Source organism: Variovorax sp., from assembly GCF_035634955.1.
Taxonomy (GTDB): domain Bacteria; phylum Pseudomonadota; class Gammaproteobacteria; order Burkholderiales; family Burkholderiaceae_C; genus Variovorax.
The window spans coordinates 1-17,278 of sequence record NZ_DASQBZ010000002.1 but is presented as its reverse complement, the minus strand read 5'-3'; the positions used below and the strand labels follow the sequence as shown (position 1 = coordinate 17,278).

The window sequence follows — 17,278 nt, the reverse complement described above, 5'->3', positions numbered from 1 at the left end:
GGGTCAAGTCCTGTCACAGACGCTTTCACAGTCGCGCGAGGGCGGCCGACAGCTCGTTCTTGCTCAGTATCTCACTCATGATCCGCGGCGCCTGACCGGGCATGTGCAGGGCGTAGACGGGCACGCCGCTGCGTCCCAGCGCGGCCAGCGCGGCCGTGATCGCCGGGTCCCGGCGCGTCCAGTCGGCGCGCAGGGTGACGACCCGCTTGGCGTCGAATTCGGCCAGCACCTCGGGGTCGGATAGCACGGTTTTCTTGTTGTACTGGCAGGTCACGCACCAGGCGGCGGTGAAGTCGACGAAGACAGGCCTGCCCTGGGCGGCCAATTCCGCCACCCGACCTTCCGACCAGGGTTGCCAGCGGGCGTCCGCGGAAGCCACCGCGGCCGCGGGTGCTTCCCGGACGATGTTGCCGCCGATGGCGCCGGCCACGGCCAATGTGATGGCCGCCACCGCTCCGCCGATGATCAGGCGTGCACGGCCGGCCAGGCTGAATGCCCACACCAGAGCAGCCAGACAGACGAGCAAGGCAAGCAGGGCGCCCGCGCCGTCGATCCCCGCCTGCTGTCCCAGCACCCAGACCAGCCAGGCCACGGTGGCGAACATGGGGAACGCAAGCAGCCGCTGGAGCGTCTCCATCCATGGACCCGGGCGCGGCAAGGCACGTGCGAGCGCCGGCACGAAGCCGGCAAGCAGATAGGGCAGCGCCAGCCCGAGGCCAAGCACGGCGAAAAGCAGCAATGCCTGGGCCGATGGCAGCGTCACCGCCAAGCCGAGGGATGCGCCCATGAATGGGGCGGTGCACGGCGAAGCGACCACCACCGCCAGCACCCCCGACAGGAAGTCATTGACCAGCGGACGCCGCGCCTGCAGGTTGAGCACCGCATCCGGCGCCAGCCGGCCGACACCGAACACGCCGGCGAGGTTCAGGCCGATCAGGGTGAACAGTGCAGCCAGTGCCGCCACGACCGCCGGTGACTGCAGCTGGAAGCCCCACCCCAACTGGGCGCCGGCGGCGCGCAGCGCCAGCATGGCGGCGCCGAGCGCCAGCAGAGACAGGACCACCCCGCCGCTGTAGGCGAGCGCCGCGCGACGATGGCCGTGGTGGTCCTGGGCCTGGCGCGCGATGCCCAGAACCTTGATGGCCAGCACCGGGAACACGCATGGCATCAGGTTGAGCAGTAGCCCGCCGATCAGGGCGCCGGCCAATGCGAGCGCAAAGCTTGCGTCTGCCAGCGGCATGGTCGTCGGGACGGGTGCGCCGGCAACGGGGCCGCCCGCGGCGCTGTTCTCGGCCAGCGCGGCTTGCAATGCCGGGGAGACCTGCGCGCGCGCGGCGGCGGGGCCCGGCCAGGTGCCGGAGATCGGCGCGTCGACGCGCCAGGCGCGCGGCACCTCCCCGGTGCGTGGTTCGGCCAGAGCGACGACGAGCGGCAGGCTGCTCGGGCTGACGGCCCGCTGCGGGTCGAGCGGCACGCTGGCGGTCCACGTGGCGCCTTGCCAGGACTGCGTCCAGTCGCGCCCGGAAACCGCTGCATTTCGGATCAATTCGCCGGTTTCCGGGAAGAACTCGAGCATCCGGCCCTGCGCCTCGGCCGGCAGGCCGCCGAGGCGAACCTGGAGGCGATCGCCTTCGACCGTGACGGCACCGGCATCCGGCAGCGGCGCCGGGCGGGCGTCGAAGGCGGCCTGGAAGGCGTCGGCGCTCAGCGCCAGGCTGCCGTTCAACGGGATGTCGAGGGTAAAGGTGCCCTCCTCGGGAATGCATTCGAGCCGGCAAACCAGCCAGGACGCCTGCAGGCGCACCGGCAGGCTGCGCGCCAGGGGCGCAGGGCGATAGTCCGGCGAAACGGTCAGCGGTACCGGCAGCAGCACCGTGCCTTCGTATCCGTAGTTGGCCAGCGAGCCGACCGGGATCTTGTGCGGCACCGGCCAGTCGATGTCGCCGGCGTCGATGCCGGGCGGGAGCGTCCAGTGCATCTCGGTGGGGAGCCCGGAATCGCCGGCGTTCTTCCAGTACGTATGCCATTCGGGCTGGTGCTGGATCTGCAAGCCGACCCACAAGGGCTGGCCCGGCGCCACGCCCTGGGGTGCATACGCCACCAGCTCGGCACGTACGTGGGGCGTCGTCAGCACCGGCTGCGCCGGCCCGCCCGGCAGCGCCTGCGCGAGCGCCAGGGCGGCGTAGCCGGCGGTCATGAGAAACAGGAAGGGCGCCAGCAGCCGGCGTGCGAAGGTGTTCATGCGGCAGGTCGGAGCATGCAAGGCGAGTCGAAGTTCCGGTGGCACTGGCGGCTGGCGGCCGCTCATGCCGCCCAGCCGAGCACGACCCGCCGCGTGCGTGCGCTCTTCTTCTCGACCTTGCTGACCAGCACCGGGCCGATTTCGGCCGTGTTGGCCACGTGGGTGCCGCCGCACGGCTGCAGGTCGATCTGCGGCTGCCCGTCGCCGCCGCCGATGCGGATGGTGCGCACCTGCCCACTGCCGCGTGGCGGCTGCACGCTCATGCTCTTCACCAGCGCCGGGTTGGCGTCGAGTTCGGCTTCGCTGATGCTGCCGACGGCCAGCGGGTGGGCCTGCGCCACCAGTTGCGCCAGGCCGGCCGTCAACGCTTCCTTGTCGAGCGGCTCGGTCATGTGGAAGTCCAGCCGCGCGTATTCGGGCGTGATGGAGCAGCCATCGACCGGATGTGGCACCAGGTGGCACAGCAAGTGGGTGGCAGTGTGAAACCGCATGAGCTTGTGGCGGCGCGCCCAGTCGATGCGCGCGACGACCGCGTCGCCCGGGTGCAGTGCGTCGAGCAGGGATTCCTGCCCGGGCTCCGGGACGTGAAGGACGTCGGGCAACGGCCGGCCGTGCGCGTCCCGCGCCTTGCGCGAGTCGGAGATGGCGATGGCGCGGCCGTCGGCCAGCAGCAGTGCGCCGCTGTCGCCGGCCTGGCCGCCGCCCATCGGATAGAACACGGTGCGGTCGAGCACGATGGCGCCGCCCTCATCCAGGCGTGCGATGCGCGCGCTGCACTCGCGCAGGTAGGCGTCCGTTCGGAACAGCTCTTCGGTCATGGGCCGATGGTAGCGGGCGGCGTGCTGGCGCGCGCCGCACAATACCGTCCATGCCCGCGATGCGCACCCTCGTCCTGACGGTTGTCGCGATGGTGGCGTTCGCGGCGAATTCGGTCCTGTGTCGGCTGGCGCTTGCCGACGCAGACATCGATCCGGCGAGCTTCGGCGCCTTGCGTCTGGCCGCAGGTTCGCTGGTGCTCGTCCTGGTGCTGCGGTGGCGCGCACGGCCTGCGGTGCCTGTCCGTCGCGACTGGCTGGCGCCGGCCATGCTCTTCGGCTATGTCGCCTTCTTTTCCTTCGCCTACCGGACGCTGTCCGCCGGAACCGGCGCGTTGATCCTTTTCGGTGCAGTGCAACTGACCATGCTGACGGTCGGCCTGCGCCGCGGCGAATCCTTCGGCGCCCGGGGCTGGGTCGGCTTCGCCCTGGCCGTCGCCGGCTTCGTGTGGCTGGTCTTGCCGGGCGTCAGCGCGCCGCCGCCGGTCGGCGCCCTGCTGATGGCTGTGGCCGGCATCGCCTGGGGCGTCTACACACTGCGTGGGCGCGGTGTGGCCGATCCGCTGGCCGCCACCACCCACAATTTTCTTTGGGCGACGCCGCTGGCGCTCGCGCTGGCCCTGGCGCTGAGCTGGCAGGCCCACGCCGATGCGCGCGGGGTTGCGCTGGCCGTGGCCTCAGGGGCCATCAGTTCCGGGCTGGGCTACGTGGTCTGGTACGCCGCGCTGGCAGGGCTTGGGGCACTGCGCGCCGCCACCGTGCAATTGTCGGTCCCGCCGCTGGCGGCCATCGGCGGCGTCATGTTCATGGCCGAGCAACCTGGCATGCGGCTGGTGGGCGCGAGCGCCGCCATTCTCGGCGGCATTGCGCTGGTGCTGATGCGCGAGCGGCGCCACTAGCCGCGGCGCGCCTGCGCGATCTGCAGCGTGCAGGCCGCCCGCGCCTGACTAAGATGCACGGCATGACCGCCGCACCCCACAGTCCGCCCCGCTCCCGCCGTTTCTGGGCCGAACTGGGCACCCGCGACTTTGCCGCGCTCGATCCGGCAACAACGGTGGCCGTGCTGCCGCTGGGCGCCACCGAGCAGCACGGGCCGCACTTGCCGTTGGGCGTCGACACCATGCTGGCCGATGGCATCGTCCAGGCGGCGTTGCCGCTGCTGCCGTCAAGCCTGCCGGTGCTGTTTCTGCCGACGCAACCGATCGGCCTGAGCCCGGAGCATGCCCGGTTTCCCGGAACCCTGACCCTGTCTGCCCGCACCCTGATGGCGGTGTGGTCCGAGATCGGTGCCGGCGTCGCGCGTGCCGGCCTGCGCAAGCTGGTGCTTTTCAATGCCCACGGCGGCCATGTCGGCGCGATGGACGTGGTCGCGCGCGAGTTGCGGCAGGCGCACGACCTGCTGGTCTACAGCGTCAGCTGGTTCCACCTGCCGCTGGGCGACGCGGAGCCGGGCCGGTTCGACGTGCATGCAGGCGAGTCCGAGACCGCCATGATGCTGGCGCTTGCGCCGCAACTGGTGGACATGGGCGCCGCCAAGGACTTTCCCTCCAGTTCGCGCCAGCGCGCCGCCGACTATCCGATCCTCGGCAACGGCAGGAGCGCCAAGCTGGCCTGGGCGATGCAGGACTACAACCCCGAAGGCGCCGCAGGCAACGCCGCCGCGGCCGACGCTGCGAAGGGCCAGGCGCTGGTGGACGGCGCAGCCAGGCAACTGGCGCTCCTGCTGGGCGAGGTCTCGCGGTTGCCGCTGTCCACGCTGGTGGACGGCCCCGCCCCCGGCGGAGCAGCCACGCCGCTATGATGGCCTTCGAGTCCGGACACACCGCCCGGGCCGCCGCAACGAAGAGGACACGCTCATGAGCATTGTCTGGACCATTCTGATCGGCTTCGTCGTGGGCCTCGTGGCCCGCGCCATCAAGCCCGGCGACGATTCGATGGGCATCATTGCCACCACCATCGCCGGCGTGCTCGGCGCATTGGCCGCCGGTTATGTCGGCCAGGCCATGGGGTGGTATGCCGTCGGCGAACCAGCGGGCTTCATCGCCTCGGTGGTCGGCGCCATCGTGCTGCTCGTCATCTGGGGCCTGATCAAGCGCAAGACCTGACGGCACCCGCCATGAGCAGCACCCAGATCGACGCCGACGCCCCTTGTCTCCTGACGACCGCGCTCGGAACCGAGGACGAAGCGGAGGCGCTGGCAGGCGCCCTGGTCGAATCGCGCCTGGCCGCCTGCGTGCAGGTGACGCAGGTGCGCAGCTTCTACCGCTGGGATGGCGAGTTGCGGCGTGAGCCCGAATGGGTACTGATGGTCAAGACCCGTGCGGCATGCGCGGCGCAGGCGCAGGCACTCATCCGCGAGCGGCACAGCTACCAGACGCCGGAAATCCTGCAACTGCCCCTCGGTGGCGGCCTGCCGGAGTATCTGCGCTGGCTGGTCGAGGCGACCACGCCGGGGCCGGCGTCGCCCTGACGCTCAGGCGTAGGTGACCCAGTCTTCCCAGGCCGGACCGTCCAGGTGCGGCAAGGTGTTGTAGGTCACCAGCATGTGGCGCTTGGGCGTGAACGCGAACTCCGTCACGGCCGTATTGCGGATGCGCAGGTTCAACTCGATGGTGGTTTCCGGGCTGGTGCCCAGCACGTGGCCGACGGCGGTGCTGATGGGCCCGCCGCTCGAGACCACCAGCACGCGCGCGCCGTGGTGGCGGTCGCGGACGTGGTCCAATGCCGAGGTGACGCCGGCCAGGAAGTCCACGTAGCTGGGCATGCCGACGGGCGTGGTGCGGCCCTGCATCCAGGAGCCGAGCCCGTCGCGCAGAAGCCGGAAGTGGTGCCGGTACAGCTCGGGCGTGTCCGGTTTCTCCAGCTTGGCCGGATGGATCGCGGCGATCACGGCCTCGCTGTCGTACTCGTTGAGTCCGGGCCAGGGCAGCACGTCGTCGCGCGTCAGGCCCAGGCCGCGCGCAATCCCCTCCCAGGTCTGACGGTGGCGGCGTAGCGTGCCGGTGATCACGGCGTCGAAGGTCATGCCGCGTTCGCGCCAGTATTCGCCCAGGCGTTCGCTCTGGCGGCGGCCCAGGTCGCTGAGGTTGTCATAGTCGGCGGCGCCGAAAGAGGCCTGGCCGTGCCGCACGAGGTAAAGGGTGCCCATGCGTGGATTCTGGCAAGAGGCGCCGTCGAAACCCGTCCCGCGCGTGACGAGCCGTTTGCCCGTCTGCGCCTGGCCCCAGCGGGGCTGGACCGCGCAGGACACTGCCGGGCCGCTCAGATCCCGTCGGAGCACAGGCTGACCGGCCCGCGCGGGGTCTGCAGCCATGCGGTGAGCAGCGGTGGGCCTGGCTGCGTCTCGACGTCGTGCAAGCCGATGCACGCGAGATTGGCCGCCAGCGGCATCGCCTGCGGATGGCGGGCGACGAGGCGCTCGAGCGTCAGGCCGGATGGGGGCATCGTACCGGTCGGATGCAGATTGCCCCACTGGATCACCGTGGGCAACAGCCCTTGCATCAGGCGCTGGCCATCGTCGCGGACGCTGATGCGCCATTCGAGGCGGCCGGCGGGACTGTCGCGGGTCGCCTGGATCACGGCGCCGCGGTTGACGGGGGGCGTTTCATGCGCGAGCGAATCGACGGTTGCCTGCGCGTCGGCAACCCGGGCCACGAAATGGATGAGCCGCGGTCCTTCGACGCGCAGGCTGGCCTGAAGGCCTTCGTCGTCCAGGTCGAACCAGCGGCGCAGGCCCGGGGCGCGGGTGGGCGCCACGCCAGGCTCGACAGCGATCAGTTCCAGGTAGCAACGCGGATGGGCGGTGCTCGACAGATCGAGCAGCCGGTTGTGCGTGCCCATCAGCGGATGCCGACCGCCAGCGCCGGGTGACACGCCGAGCGTGGCTTCGCACCACTGCACGCAGTCGGCCAGCGACGCGCCTGCCACCACCAGATGGTCGATTCGAGCGCGGGTCATCGTCGATGGATCAGAGCGTGACGCTGCCTTGGATGCAGGTGACCGAGCGGCCGCCGACCCAGACCTGCCCGTCATCGTCGCGCTCGATGTGCACCCGTCCGTCGCGGCCGATGCATTGGCCCTGGGCCGCCACGTAGCGTTCGGGCAGGCGATCGTCGGCGATCAGCCATTGCGCCAGGCTCGCATTGAGGCTGCCGGTGACGGGGTCTTCGTCGACGCCGATCGGGGCGGCGAAGCCGCGGACCTCCAGTTGCGCCTCGGCCCGGGCTCGTGATGCGGCACCGGTGAATGCACGCGCCTCTCGGTTCGATCGACCGATCAGCAACGCGGTGTCCTGCGCGCTGGTGATGCCCGCCACGCCGACCTTGAGTCCGATTTCGCGCAATTGCCGGTGATCCGGCGACAGCGCCAGCACCAGGTCTGCGTCAGCCAACAGGAGGCCGAGCCAGACGGTGCCGTTGTCCAGCGTCTGCGCGGCGAGTATCTGGTGGGATTTGAGCTGGAGGGCTGCGGCCACCTTGGCCAGCACGGTCGGACTCGGAGAGGCGCGCCGCAGCGGCGGTGCCGCGAAAGCGAGGCCGCCGTCCGGGCTGCCGATCTTGCGAATACGCACCAGCCCGGCCTGGCATTGCTGCACGATCTCGCCGCGTTGTCTGGGCGTATGGCCCGCGGCCAGCCATGCGTGGCAGCTCCCGAGCGTCGGGTGGCCTGCGAAAGCCAGTTCTCCGCCGGGCGTGAAGATGCGGACGCGGTAGTCGGCGGCCGGGTCCGTCGGCGGAAGCAGGAAGGTGGTCTCGGACAGGTTGGTCCAGCGCGCGAAGCGCTGCATCGCCTCGTCGTCGAGGTCGCCGCCATCGAGCACGACGGCCAGCGGGTTGCCCAGATAGGGCGCATCGGTGAAGACGTCGACCTGCTTGAAGTCGCGGCTGCGCATGGAATCTACTCCAGAGTGAGATCGAGCACGCCGCGCGCACCGGCGCGCGCGCGCAGCTGGCTGAACCAGCGCTCGACGTTCGGCCACGACGGCCGGGTGTAGAGCGCCGCGGGCAGGCCGAACCAGCGATGCGCCTCGCAGCCCAGCGGGATGTCGGCCATGGTGAATTGATCGCCCATCATGAATTCGCGGCCTGCCAGATGGGCGTCGAGCAAGGCGAACAGCGATTCGGTGGCCGCACACGACTGTGCGATGACTTCCGGGTTGCGCTGCTCGGCCGGGGTGCGCACCAGTTGCAGGAAAGCAGGGCTGCCGGCGCGATTCATGGTGGTCTGCTGCCAGTCCATCCAGCGCTCGGCGTCGAAGCGCGCCGGCAGATCCAGCGGATAGAGCCCGCCGGGCGCGTGCCTGGCGCACAGGTAGCGCACGATGACGTTCGACTCCCACAGCACCACGCGCTGCTCGCCCTCGCCGTCGTCGATCACCGGTACCAGGGCATTCGGGTTGAGCTGAAGGAACGGTTCGGTCTGCACCACGCCGAAGCGTCCGCCGGCTTCCGTGCGCTGGAAATCCAGACCGAGTTCCTGCGCGCACCAGACGACCTTGCGCACGTTGATGGAGCTGATGCGCCCCCAGATGTTCAGCATGGCGGTCGGGTCCTTCCGGTCAGGGCGCCGGCTCGGCGGCGAGAAGTTGTTCGGTACGAGCGGCTGCCTGGTGTGCAAGCTGCTCGCGCACCGTTTCGGCCAGCGCGGCGATGGCGCTGCGGATCTGCTCTTCGCTGGCCGTCACGTATGACAGGCGAAGGGTACGCGAGTCGGCCGCATCGGCGTAGAAGGGCGCGCCCGGCACGAACGCCACGCCGCGTTCCACGGCATGGGGCAGCAGTTCGACGGTATCGATGCCGGCCGGCAGGCGCAGCCACAGGAACATGCCGCCGGCGGGTGTCTGGAAGGTGACGTCCAGCCCGGCCATTTCGTGCCTGAGTGCTTCGATCATCACGTCGCGCTGGTGCTTGTAGAGCGCGCGGATGGTGGGCACGTGGCGATCGAGGAACCCGTCCTTCATCACTTCGTGGACCATGCGCTGGTTGAAGATCGGGCTGTGCAGATCGGCCGCCTGCTTGGCTTGCAGCAGCTTGGGGAAGATGGACTTGGGTGCCACCAGGAAGCCCAGGCGCAATCCGGGTGCCAGCACCTTGGAGAAAGATCCCAGGTAGATGCAGCCTTGCGGATGCCGCGCCGTCAGTGGCAACGGGGGCGGCTGGTCGAACCACAGTTCGCCATACGGGTTGTCCTCGACGATCGGCAGGCCGGCCTGGCGGGCCGCCTCGACCACCGCGACACGGCGCGCTTCGCTCATGCTGCGGCCGGTGGGGTTCTGGAAGTTGGGCAGCAGGTAGACGAAGCGCGCGTCGCCGCCGGCTGCCTTGGCAAGGAGGTCTTCGGGCAGCACGCCCTGGCCGTCGCTGGCTACTGCGACAGGCTCGGGCTCCATGGGTGCGAAGGCCTGCAGGGCGCCGAGATAAGTAGGTGTTTCGACCAGCACCCGGCTACCCGGGTCGAGCAGTACCTTGGCCACCAGATCGAGGCCCTGCTGCGAGCCGGTGGTGATCAGCACCTGCGCCGGATCCACGTCCCAGGGCAGCATGTCGGCCACGGCCTGGCGCAGCGGCCCGTAGCCTTCGCTGGCCGCGTATTGCAACGCCGCTTCGGCTTGCGTGCCGAGCACCTGGGCGCATGCGTCGGCGAAGGCCGAGACCGGGAAGGCGCGCGGGGATGGCAGGCCGCCAGCCAGGCTGATGATGCCGGGGCGTTCGGTGACCTTGAGGATTTCACGCAGCACCGACGGGTTCATCTTTTCGGAGCGTGCGGCGAGTTTCCATTTCATGGCTTTTCCTTGGACGGACGGGAGACAGGTGGGGACGGCGCTGCTGCAGGTCGCGAAAGCTTCTTGCCGAGGACCACGGTGGCGACCACCGCGGCGGCAAAGGCCAGGGTCAGCCCGTCCACTGGTTCGCCCAGCAGCGGCAGCGCCGCGACGATGGACAGAAACGGCTGCAGCAACTGGGTCTGGCTGACGCGAAGAGCGCCACCCAGTGCCAGTCCGCGATACCACGCGAAGAACCCGATCCACATCGAGAACATGCCGAGGTAGACGAAGGCGCTCCAGGCCGAAGGGGCGATCGGGCCGGTGGGCCACAGCCACAGGGCGCCCGGCAGCGTGAAGGGCAACGCCAGGACGCAAACCCAGCAGATCACCCGCTCGGCGCCGAGTTCGGGCGTGATCTGCGCGCCGGCAACGTAGCCGACGGAAGCCGCCACGACGGCGCCGATCAACAGCAGATCGGCCCACTCGAAGCCGAGCACGGAGCCTGCACCGCCGCTGCGCAGCACGGCGAAGACGATCACCAGTGCGCTGCCGGCGACGGCGCACCACCAGAAAGCGCCGCTGGCACGCTGGTGCAGAAGCCAGGCCGCGACGGCAGCGGTGACCAGCGGCAGCAGCGCGGTGATGACCGCGGCGTGACCAGCATCGACCACGCGCAACGCGTAAGCGAGCAGCAGCGGGTAGCCCAGGACATTGCCCAGCACCGCCAGGCCAAGCGGCTTCCAGTGATGGTGTTTGGGCCAGGGGGAGCGCGTGGAAAGGAGGAACCCCGCCGAAAGCATGCCGGCAAGGGCGGCCCGGCCCAGCGTGACGAACCAGGGTGACAACTGAGGCGCTTCCTGCGTGCCCGTGGCAAGCCGCGTGACCGGCAGCGTCAACGCGAAGACAGCCACGCCGAGTACCCCCAGCCACATGCCGAGGGTGGAGTCGGACAGCCCCCATGGGCGCCGCGATGCGCGCAGGCCGGTGCTCATGCGCGAGCAATCCAATAGGCAGTCAGCAGGAGGACGACGGCCATGGCGCGGTTGAACCACAGCAGCCGGCTGCCCTGGGCCAGCCAGTGGCGCAGCAGCGCGCCGGCCAATGCGTAGACGAAGTTGCTCGCAAATGCATAGACGAGCATGACCGGCGCTACGATGGCGAAGCGGTGCAGAGCGTCGGGCTGGCCGGCCACCCACCCGGCGACGATCGTCAGCGCCAGCAGCCAGGCCTTGATGTTCACGAACTGCAGTGCCACGCCCTGCCAGAAACCGACCCGCAAGGCCGACTGTTCGGCCTGCGCCAGCGCGCTGCTGCCCGCGAGCTTCCATGCCAGGTACAGCAGGTAGCCCACGCCAAGGGCCTGGACGGCGATGCGCAGGCCCGGCGCGGCCAGGACCAGCGCGCCCACGCCAGCGGCGCACAGGCCCAGCAGAAGCGTCCAGCCGACCGGCACAGCCAGCACGAAACGCATGGCGCGCGGCATGCCGCCGTTTGCCGCGAGGGCGGTGGACAAGGTGGTATTGGGCCCCGGCGAGAAGCTCATCGCCGTGGCCAACACCAGCAGGGCGGTGAATTCTTGCCAAGTCATGGTACAGACTTTAGACTCAAGACCATTACAGTACCAGTACAGATGACCGTACAAATTCAACATTTGTATTGGCCTGCTGCTTGATACAGCTTCGACCATGCTGACACGAACCGCTGGGCTGTCGCTCACCGACCAACTCTCCGCACGCTTTGCCGAGCGCATCCGCGGGCGCCTGCTGGCGCCGGGGGCGCGCCTGCCGTCAGTACGCGAGTGCGCGCGCCAGCACGGCGTGAGCCCGCACACGGTGGTCGCAGCCTACGACCAGTTGCAGGCACAGGGGCTGGTGGAAGCGCGTCGCCAGCGCGGCTTCTTCGTACGTGACGCGGCGGCCCGGGCGGAGCCGTCATTGTCCTCCGCGGCAGCAGCCGCGGCGCCGGTCCAGGCGGATGCCAGTTCCCTGATCCGCAGCATGTTCCATCGGCACAGCGCCAAGCCGCAACCCGGCATGGGGGTGTTTCCACCGGACTGGCTGGACAACACCTTCGCGCCGGCTGCCCTTCGGCGCGTGATCGGGGGGCCGACGTTGCAGGAGTTGTCGTTGCAGTACGGCGAGCCGGCCGGCGACGCGGTGCTGCGGCGCAGCCTTTCGCAAAAGCTGATGGGGATCAACGTCGCAGCCGGGCCCGACCAGATCATCACCACCGTTGGCGCGACGCATGCGCTGGACATCGTCAGTCGTACCCTGCTGCGCGCCGGGGACCCGGTGATGGTCGAGGAGCCGGGGTGGGCCATCGAGTTTGCCCGGCTGGAGGCGCTGGGGATGCGCATCCTGCCGGTGCCGCGGCGCCCCGACGGGCCGGACCTGGACGTGATGGCGCGCTACTGTGAAGCCGGGGAGGGCCATCGCCCGAAGTTGTTCGTCAGCGTCAGCGTGCTTCACAACCCGACCGGCTACAGCCTGGCGCCGGGGAGTGCGCACCGGCTGCTGCAACTGGCGAGTCGCCACGACTTCCACATTGTCGAAGACGACACCTACAGCCATCTGGCACCCGACCATGCGACCAGACTGTGTGCGCTCGACGGCCTGCAGCGCACCATCTACGTGAGCGGATTCGCAAAGATCCTCGCACCCAACTGGCGGATCGGCTACCTCGCGGCGCCGCCTTCTTTGTATCCGCGCCTGCTGGAGACGAAGTTGCTGGCGACGCTGACCACGCCGGCCATCTTCGAGCGGGCGCTGGCCTGGTGCATCGATCAGGGGCAGTTGCGGCGGCATTGCGAACGCATCCGGGCACGCCTGGATGCGGCGCGCAGCCGCACCGTGAAGCTGGCGCTGGCGGCGGGGTGTACCTTCGCGTCCGAGCCGGCGGGCCTGTTCGGGTGGGTGGACACGGGCGTCGACACTGACGCGCTGACGCAGCGGCTGCTGGACGAGGGCTACCTGATCGCCCCGGGCTCCCTGTTCCACGCCCGGCGGCCGCCCGACACCCGCATGCGGGTCAATTTCGCCTCGGCGCAGGACGCACAGTTCTGGAAGGCGTTCGCCCGGCTGCGGGACACGCTGCGCTGAGGCGGCGGGCTGCGCCTACAGGAGGCGCTGCGGGGCCAGTGGGCCGAGCAGATGCATCAGCATGCGTTGTCCGAGGGTGGTGTCCGGCTCCTCGTGGGCGTCGGGCACACCGCTGCCTTGCGGCGCCTGCCAGATCAGCTGGCCGTGCTCGTCCTTGCGTACCCGCCAGGCGAGGCGGGACACGGAGCCTTCGAGTCGCTGGTCGACCGCGTGCGCCAGGTCCGACGAATGGATCAGCAGCGCCAGTTCGGTGTTCTGCAGCTGCGAGCGCAGGTCCAGGTTCATCGACCCGATGACGACCCAGGCGCCGTCGAGCGTCAGCATCTTGGAGTGAAGCATCGAGCGGGATTCGCCGGCCGAGCCGGTACCGGACGATCCCAGCGCACCTCCCGCGGAGCCACGCTCGCTTCGCAACTCGTAGAGTTCGACGCCCATCGACAGCAATGCTTCGCGATGGCGCACGTACCCGGCATGCGCCGCGATCGCGTCGTTGGATGCCAGCGAGTTCGTCAGCAACTGGACCCTCACGCCCCTTCTGCGAGCGTCGGCCAATGCATCGAGCATGTCCTGGCCCGGAACGAAATAGGGCGAGACGATCACCACGCTGCTGCGCGCTCGACGCAGAAGCTCGAGCAGGCTGTCCACCACGCCGATGTCCTCGACGGTCTGCGCGCCGTCCTGCCCGCTGACTCGCACCTTGGCCGATGTCTCAGTGGACGGATCCTTGGGCGCCAGTTTCGCGGGGTCTTCGTCTGGGGGCGTGGGCGTGGCTGCGGCCGGGGCCGCCTTGCCGGGCTCGCCTTCGCCGCCGATTTTCTCGGGCGTGTCTGCCAGAACGGCCGATGGCGCCCAGGTCAGATGCATCGCGCGCAGGTCGAGCGGCTCCTCGTTCCAGACGCGTTGCCGCCGCTGGGCGCGTGCCTGCGCCTCCACGGCGGTGCCTGGCTGGCGATCGGCCTCCGGCTGGGCGGGGGCGTCTTCGCCGATCCGGTGCGCCTCCGCTGCGTTGCTGGACTTCTCGCGCTCCGCGCGGGCCTGAGCCCGGATCTCGTCGAGCTCCTTGGGGCTGATCAGTGACTGCGCGGGGTAGGCGCGTTCATCGTTCCAGTAGGCGTCGAAGCTCTTCGACATGGCCGGGACGATGGGCCCGGCGGCCAGCACATCGACATCGATGAAATTTCCGTCGTCGCTGTTTCCGAAGTAGGCATCGCCGAGGTTTCGCCCGCCGGTCACTCCCATCACGTTGTCGGCGATGAACAGCTTGTTGTGCATGCGTTGCTGCATCAGGGCCGGATCTGTCAGCGCGCCGAACAGGCGGCTGGCCATCGAGGCGCGCCCGCCTGGCACCGGATTGAACATCCGCAATTCGATGTTCTTCTCGAAGGCCAGCCGCATGATCAGGGCATCGTGCCCGGTGCTGTGGAAGTCGTCGACCAGGATGCGCACGCGCACGCCACGCGCCGCTGCTGCGCGCAAGGCGCGCACCAGCCGCCCGGTGCTGGCGTCCACGTGAATGGCGTAGTACTGCAGGTCCAGCGTCTTGCGCGCTGCATCGATCAGTGCGAGGCGCGCACCATAGGCATCCTGGGGGCCCGCCAGCAAGAGAAAGCCGGAGTCGCGACGGGGCGCGTCCCTGGGGCGCAGCACGTCGGTGAGGCTCGCGAGCGGCGTGCCCTGGGAGGTGGCCAGCGCATATGAGGCGGGGCGTTCGACGTGGCGCGGCAATGGTGCGCAAGCGCCGAGCAGCAGTGCGACTGCGAGGCCGGACCAACGGCGGTGCGATGGCGCCTGGATGGCGGCAGCAATGCGTGTGATGGCGAATGGGCGAGAAAGGGGCATGCGAATGCGCGTACTTCTCAGGACACGCACAGTGACGAAGCCGTATATATAGCTGGTGGCCGTCCGTGGCCGTTGTCAGCCGACGTCCAGTTCTGCCCATCGCTCCAGGGCCGACATCAGGTCTTCCTCGATCCGGGCATGGCGTTGGGCGAGTTCGGCCGCACGGGCGGGATCGTCGCGATAGAGCACGCCACCCTGCCTGGCCAGTGCCTGGTCGATCTCCTGCTGTTCGGCCTCCAGGCTGGCAATGCGCTCGGGCAGGGCCTCGAGTTCACGCTGTTCCTTGTAGCTGAGCTTGCGCTTTGCCGGCGCCCGGGCCGCGCCGTCTGTTGGGGCGGCTTCCTGTGTCTTGCGGTCGGGCGCCGCCGTCGGCGCGGTCGAGGCGGCGGCGGAAGCCGACGAGGCTGCAATTTCCCGTGCACGTTGCGATTGGATCAGCCAATCCTGGACGCCGCCCTCGTATTCCCGCCAGCGGCCGTCGCCCTCGTAGGCGACGGTGCTGGTGACTACGTTGTCCAGGAAGGTGCGGTCGTGGCTGACGAGGAACACGGTGCCCTCGAAGTTTTGCAGGAGGTCCTCGAGCAGTTCCAGCGTGTCGATGTCCAGGTCGTTCGTCGGCTCGTCTAGCACCAGGACGTTGGCGGGCCGCGCAAACAGGCGCGCCAGCAGGAGTCGGTTGCGCTCACCCCCACTGAGGGAGCGGACGGGCGAGTTCGCACGCGCGGGCGAGAACAGAAAGTCGGACAGGTAGCTCTTGACGTGCTTGCGCTGGCTGCCGATCTCGATCCACTCGCTGCCCGGACTGATGAAGTCTTCCAGGGTGGCGTCCAGGTCCAGCGCGTCACGCATCTGGTCGAAATATGCCACCTGCAGGTTGGTGCCCCGACGCACCTGGCCCGAGTCGGGCTCGAGCTCGCCGAGAATCAGCTTGAGCAAGGTCGTCTTGCCGGCGCCGTTGGGCCCGATCAGCCCGATCTTGTCCCCGCGCAGCAATGTGCCGCTGAACTGCCGAACCACCGTCTTGTCGCCGAAGGATTTGGTGGCGAGCTTGAGTTCGGCGACGATCTTGCCGCTCGGCAGGCCGGTGGCAAGCTCCATGTTCACCCGCCCGACCGCGTCGCGCCGGCTCGCACGTCGCCGGCGCAGGGCCTCGAGCCGCCCGATGCGGCTCTGGCTGCGGGTGCGGCGTGCCTCGACGCCCTTGCGAACCCATATTTCCTCCTGCGCGAGCAGCTTGTCTGCCTTCGCGTTGATGACCTGCTCCTGCGCCAGTTGCTCCTCCTTGCGCTTCTGATACTCGGTGAAGTTGCCGGGATAGGAGCGCAGCACGCCGCGATCGAGCTCGACGATGCGGGTGGCGACGCGGTCAAGGAAGGTGCGGTCGTGGGTGATCGTGACGATGCTGCCCTTGAACTCGATCAGAAGTTGCTCCAGCCACTCGATGGAATCGAGGTCCAGGTGGTTGGTTGGCTCGTCCAGCAACAAGACGTCGGGGGTCGCTACTAGCGCCTGGGCCAGGGCAACGCGCTTGCGCGTGCCTCCGGAGAGCGTCTTGACGAGTGCTTGGCCGTCGAGGTGCAGGCGGTCGAGCACCTCCTGAACGCGTTGCTCCCAGTTCCAGCCGTTGCCGGACTCGATCTGCGACTGCAGCGCATCCAGGTCTGCGCCTTCGACCGCGTTCAGATAATCGTCGCGGGCGGCGATCACGTCCGCAATACCCTGGCTGGCCGCGGCAAACACGGTGAAAGACGGATCGAGCCGCGGCTCCTGCGCCACGTAGGCAATGCGCAGGCCTTGCTGCAGTTGCAGCAGGCCGTCATCCGGTCGCTCGAGCCCGCCCAGTATCTTCAATAGCGAGGACTTGCCCGCGCCGTTGCGTCCGATGAGGCCGACGCGCTCACTGTCCTGGAGCGAAAACTCCGCATCGTCGAGGAGCGCCACATGTCCATATGCAAGTTGGGCGGCGGAAAGGGTGAGAAGTGACATGGGCGGATTATCGAGACCACGAGCGTGGCCGGCGGCCCAATGTAGCCGTGGCGGCAAAGCCGTTCCTTGGGCCCCGGTCGCGGCTGCGGCACGAGGCGGGCTCGTCGCCTCAGCAGACGCCCGGGGCAACGCCCCCGCGCAGGTGCGCTCCGTGGGCAACGAGGAAAAGTAGAAGAAAAGGAGTTCGGTGTTTACTCGGGCAGAAAATCTGGCATATACTCATGGGCTCGGCACAACGCAGGGAACGCCGCCGAAAGCGAGTTTCCAAAAAACTGCGAAATTTGCCGGGGGTCTTGAAAAGAACGAATTTTTCGTGTCATAATTCAAGGCTCGGCTCAAGCAAGGCACTGAGCGCAACGCGAAAGCGAGGCAGGCAGTGAAATGCAAAGAGTCAGTGGGGCGAGTTGATCGACAAGATCAGCAAAGTCCCTCAAGTTTGACAGGTCTTTAAAATCTGTGCGATAATCGAAGGCTCCGCTGATCGCAGCGAGCGAAGTTCAAAACGAAGAGTTTTGAGCGGTTCATTAAAAATATA

General features: G+C 68.7%; 16 protein-coding genes. 5 read left to right on the top strand and 11 right to left on the bottom strand.

From position 1 onward, the window contains the following. Window positions 1–25: 25 nt before the first annotated feature. Together VES41_RS00230 and VES41_RS00225 are read right to left on the bottom strand one after the other, a co-directional pair. On the bottom strand, window positions 26–2,242 hold the full coding sequence (locus VES41_RS00230; protein ID WP_324811509.1) for a protein-disulfide reductase DsbD family protein: 2,217 nt from the start codon (window positions 2,240–2,242) through the stop codon (window positions 26–28). Window positions 2,243–2,304: 62 nt separating this feature from the next. Then, entirely contained in the window at window positions 2,305–3,060 is a 756-nt protein-coding gene (locus VES41_RS00225; RefSeq protein ID WP_324811507.1) for an alanyl-tRNA editing protein, read from the bottom strand. A gap of 50 nt (window positions 3,061–3,110) precedes the next feature. Here VES41_RS00225 and VES41_RS00220 point away from each other — a divergent pair, with 50 nt between their 5' ends. From VES41_RS00220 to cutA, 4 genes are all read left to right on the top strand, one after another. Continuing rightward, window positions 3,111–3,956 (top strand): DMT family transporter, encoded by an 846-nt coding sequence (locus tag VES41_RS00220; RefSeq protein WP_324811505.1) that lies wholly within the window; start codon window positions 3,111–3,113, stop codon window positions 3,954–3,956. Between the two features lie 62 nt (window positions 3,957–4,018). After that, a complete protein-coding gene (locus VES41_RS00215) occupies window positions 4,019–4,858 on the top strand; it encodes a creatininase family protein (RefSeq protein WP_324811503.1) in 840 nt (279 codons plus the stop codon). Between the two features lie 55 nt (window positions 4,859–4,913). Beyond that, complete coding sequence (locus VES41_RS00210) at window positions 4,914–5,162, top strand: GlsB/YeaQ/YmgE family stress response membrane protein (protein WP_324811501.1); 249 nt, start codon at window positions 4,914–4,916, stop codon at window positions 5,160–5,162. A gap of 11 nt (window positions 5,163–5,173) precedes the next feature. Continuing rightward, window positions 5,174–5,527, top strand: coding sequence for a divalent-cation tolerance protein CutA (gene cutA / locus VES41_RS00205; protein WP_324811499.1), 354 nt, complete (start codon window positions 5,174–5,176; stop codon window positions 5,525–5,527). Window positions 5,528–5,530: 3 nt separating this feature from the next. Here the strand turns inward: cutA and VES41_RS00200 are convergent, their stop codons facing one another. The 7 genes from VES41_RS00200 to VES41_RS00170 all read right to left on the bottom strand — a co-directional run bounded on the left by VES41_RS00200 (window position 5,531) and on the right by VES41_RS00170 (window position 11,408). After that, on the bottom strand, window positions 5,531–6,205 hold the full coding sequence (locus tag VES41_RS00200; protein WP_324811497.1) for a histidine phosphatase family protein: 675 nt from the start codon (window positions 6,203–6,205) through the stop codon (window positions 5,531–5,533). Between the two features lie 113 nt (window positions 6,206–6,318). Beyond that, the gene (locus tag VES41_RS00195; RefSeq protein ID WP_324811495.1) at window positions 6,319–7,014 is read right to left on the bottom strand and encodes a VOC family protein; all 696 of its coding nucleotides are present in this window, start codon (window positions 7,012–7,014) and stop codon (window positions 6,319–6,321) included. 10 nt (window positions 7,015–7,024) lie between these two features. After that, window positions 7,025–7,948 carry a PhzF family phenazine biosynthesis protein gene (locus VES41_RS00190; protein WP_324811493.1) on the bottom strand — a complete coding sequence of 308 codons (924 nt, stop codon included), beginning with the start codon at window positions 7,946–7,948 and terminating at the stop codon, window positions 7,025–7,027. Between the two features lie 5 nt (window positions 7,949–7,953). After that, window positions 7,954–8,595 carry a glutathione S-transferase gene (locus VES41_RS00185; RefSeq protein ID WP_324811491.1) on the bottom strand — a complete coding sequence of 214 codons (642 nt, stop codon included), beginning with the start codon at window positions 8,593–8,595 and terminating at the stop codon, window positions 7,954–7,956. Window positions 8,596–8,614: 19 nt separating this feature from the next. Continuing rightward, entirely contained in the window at window positions 8,615–9,838 is a 1,224-nt protein-coding gene (locus tag VES41_RS00180; protein ID WP_324811489.1) for a PLP-dependent aminotransferase family protein, read from the bottom strand. Next, complete coding sequence (locus VES41_RS00175) at window positions 9,835–10,812, bottom strand: DMT family transporter (protein WP_324811487.1); 978 nt, start codon at window positions 10,810–10,812, stop codon at window positions 9,835–9,837. Before VES41_RS00175 ends, VES41_RS00180 begins: the two co-directional genes overlap by 4 nt. Then, a complete protein-coding gene (locus VES41_RS00170) occupies window positions 10,809–11,408 on the bottom strand; it encodes a LysE family translocator (RefSeq protein ID WP_324811485.1) in 600 nt (199 codons plus the stop codon). The genes VES41_RS00175 and VES41_RS00170 overlap by 4 nt, the downstream gene beginning before the upstream one ends. Window positions 11,409–11,505: 97 nt before the next feature. Between VES41_RS00170 and VES41_RS00165 the strand changes: the two genes are divergently transcribed. Next, complete coding sequence (locus tag VES41_RS00165) at window positions 11,506–12,918, top strand: PLP-dependent aminotransferase family protein (RefSeq protein ID WP_324811484.1); 1,413 nt, start codon at window positions 11,506–11,508, stop codon at window positions 12,916–12,918. A gap of 15 nt (window positions 12,919–12,933) precedes the next feature. Here the strand turns inward: VES41_RS00165 and VES41_RS00160 are convergent, their stop codons facing one another. After that, window positions 12,934–14,757 (bottom strand): phospholipase D family protein, encoded by a 1,824-nt coding sequence (locus VES41_RS00160; protein ID WP_324811482.1) that lies wholly within the window; start codon window positions 14,755–14,757, stop codon window positions 12,934–12,936. A 75-nt stretch (window positions 14,758–14,832) separates the two neighbouring features. Then, window positions 14,833–16,743 carry an ATP-binding cassette domain-containing protein gene (locus VES41_RS00155; protein WP_324811480.1) on the bottom strand — a complete coding sequence of 637 codons (1,911 nt, stop codon included), beginning with the start codon at window positions 16,741–16,743 and terminating at the stop codon, window positions 14,833–14,835. Between the last annotated feature and the right edge of the window lie 535 nt (window positions 16,744–17,278).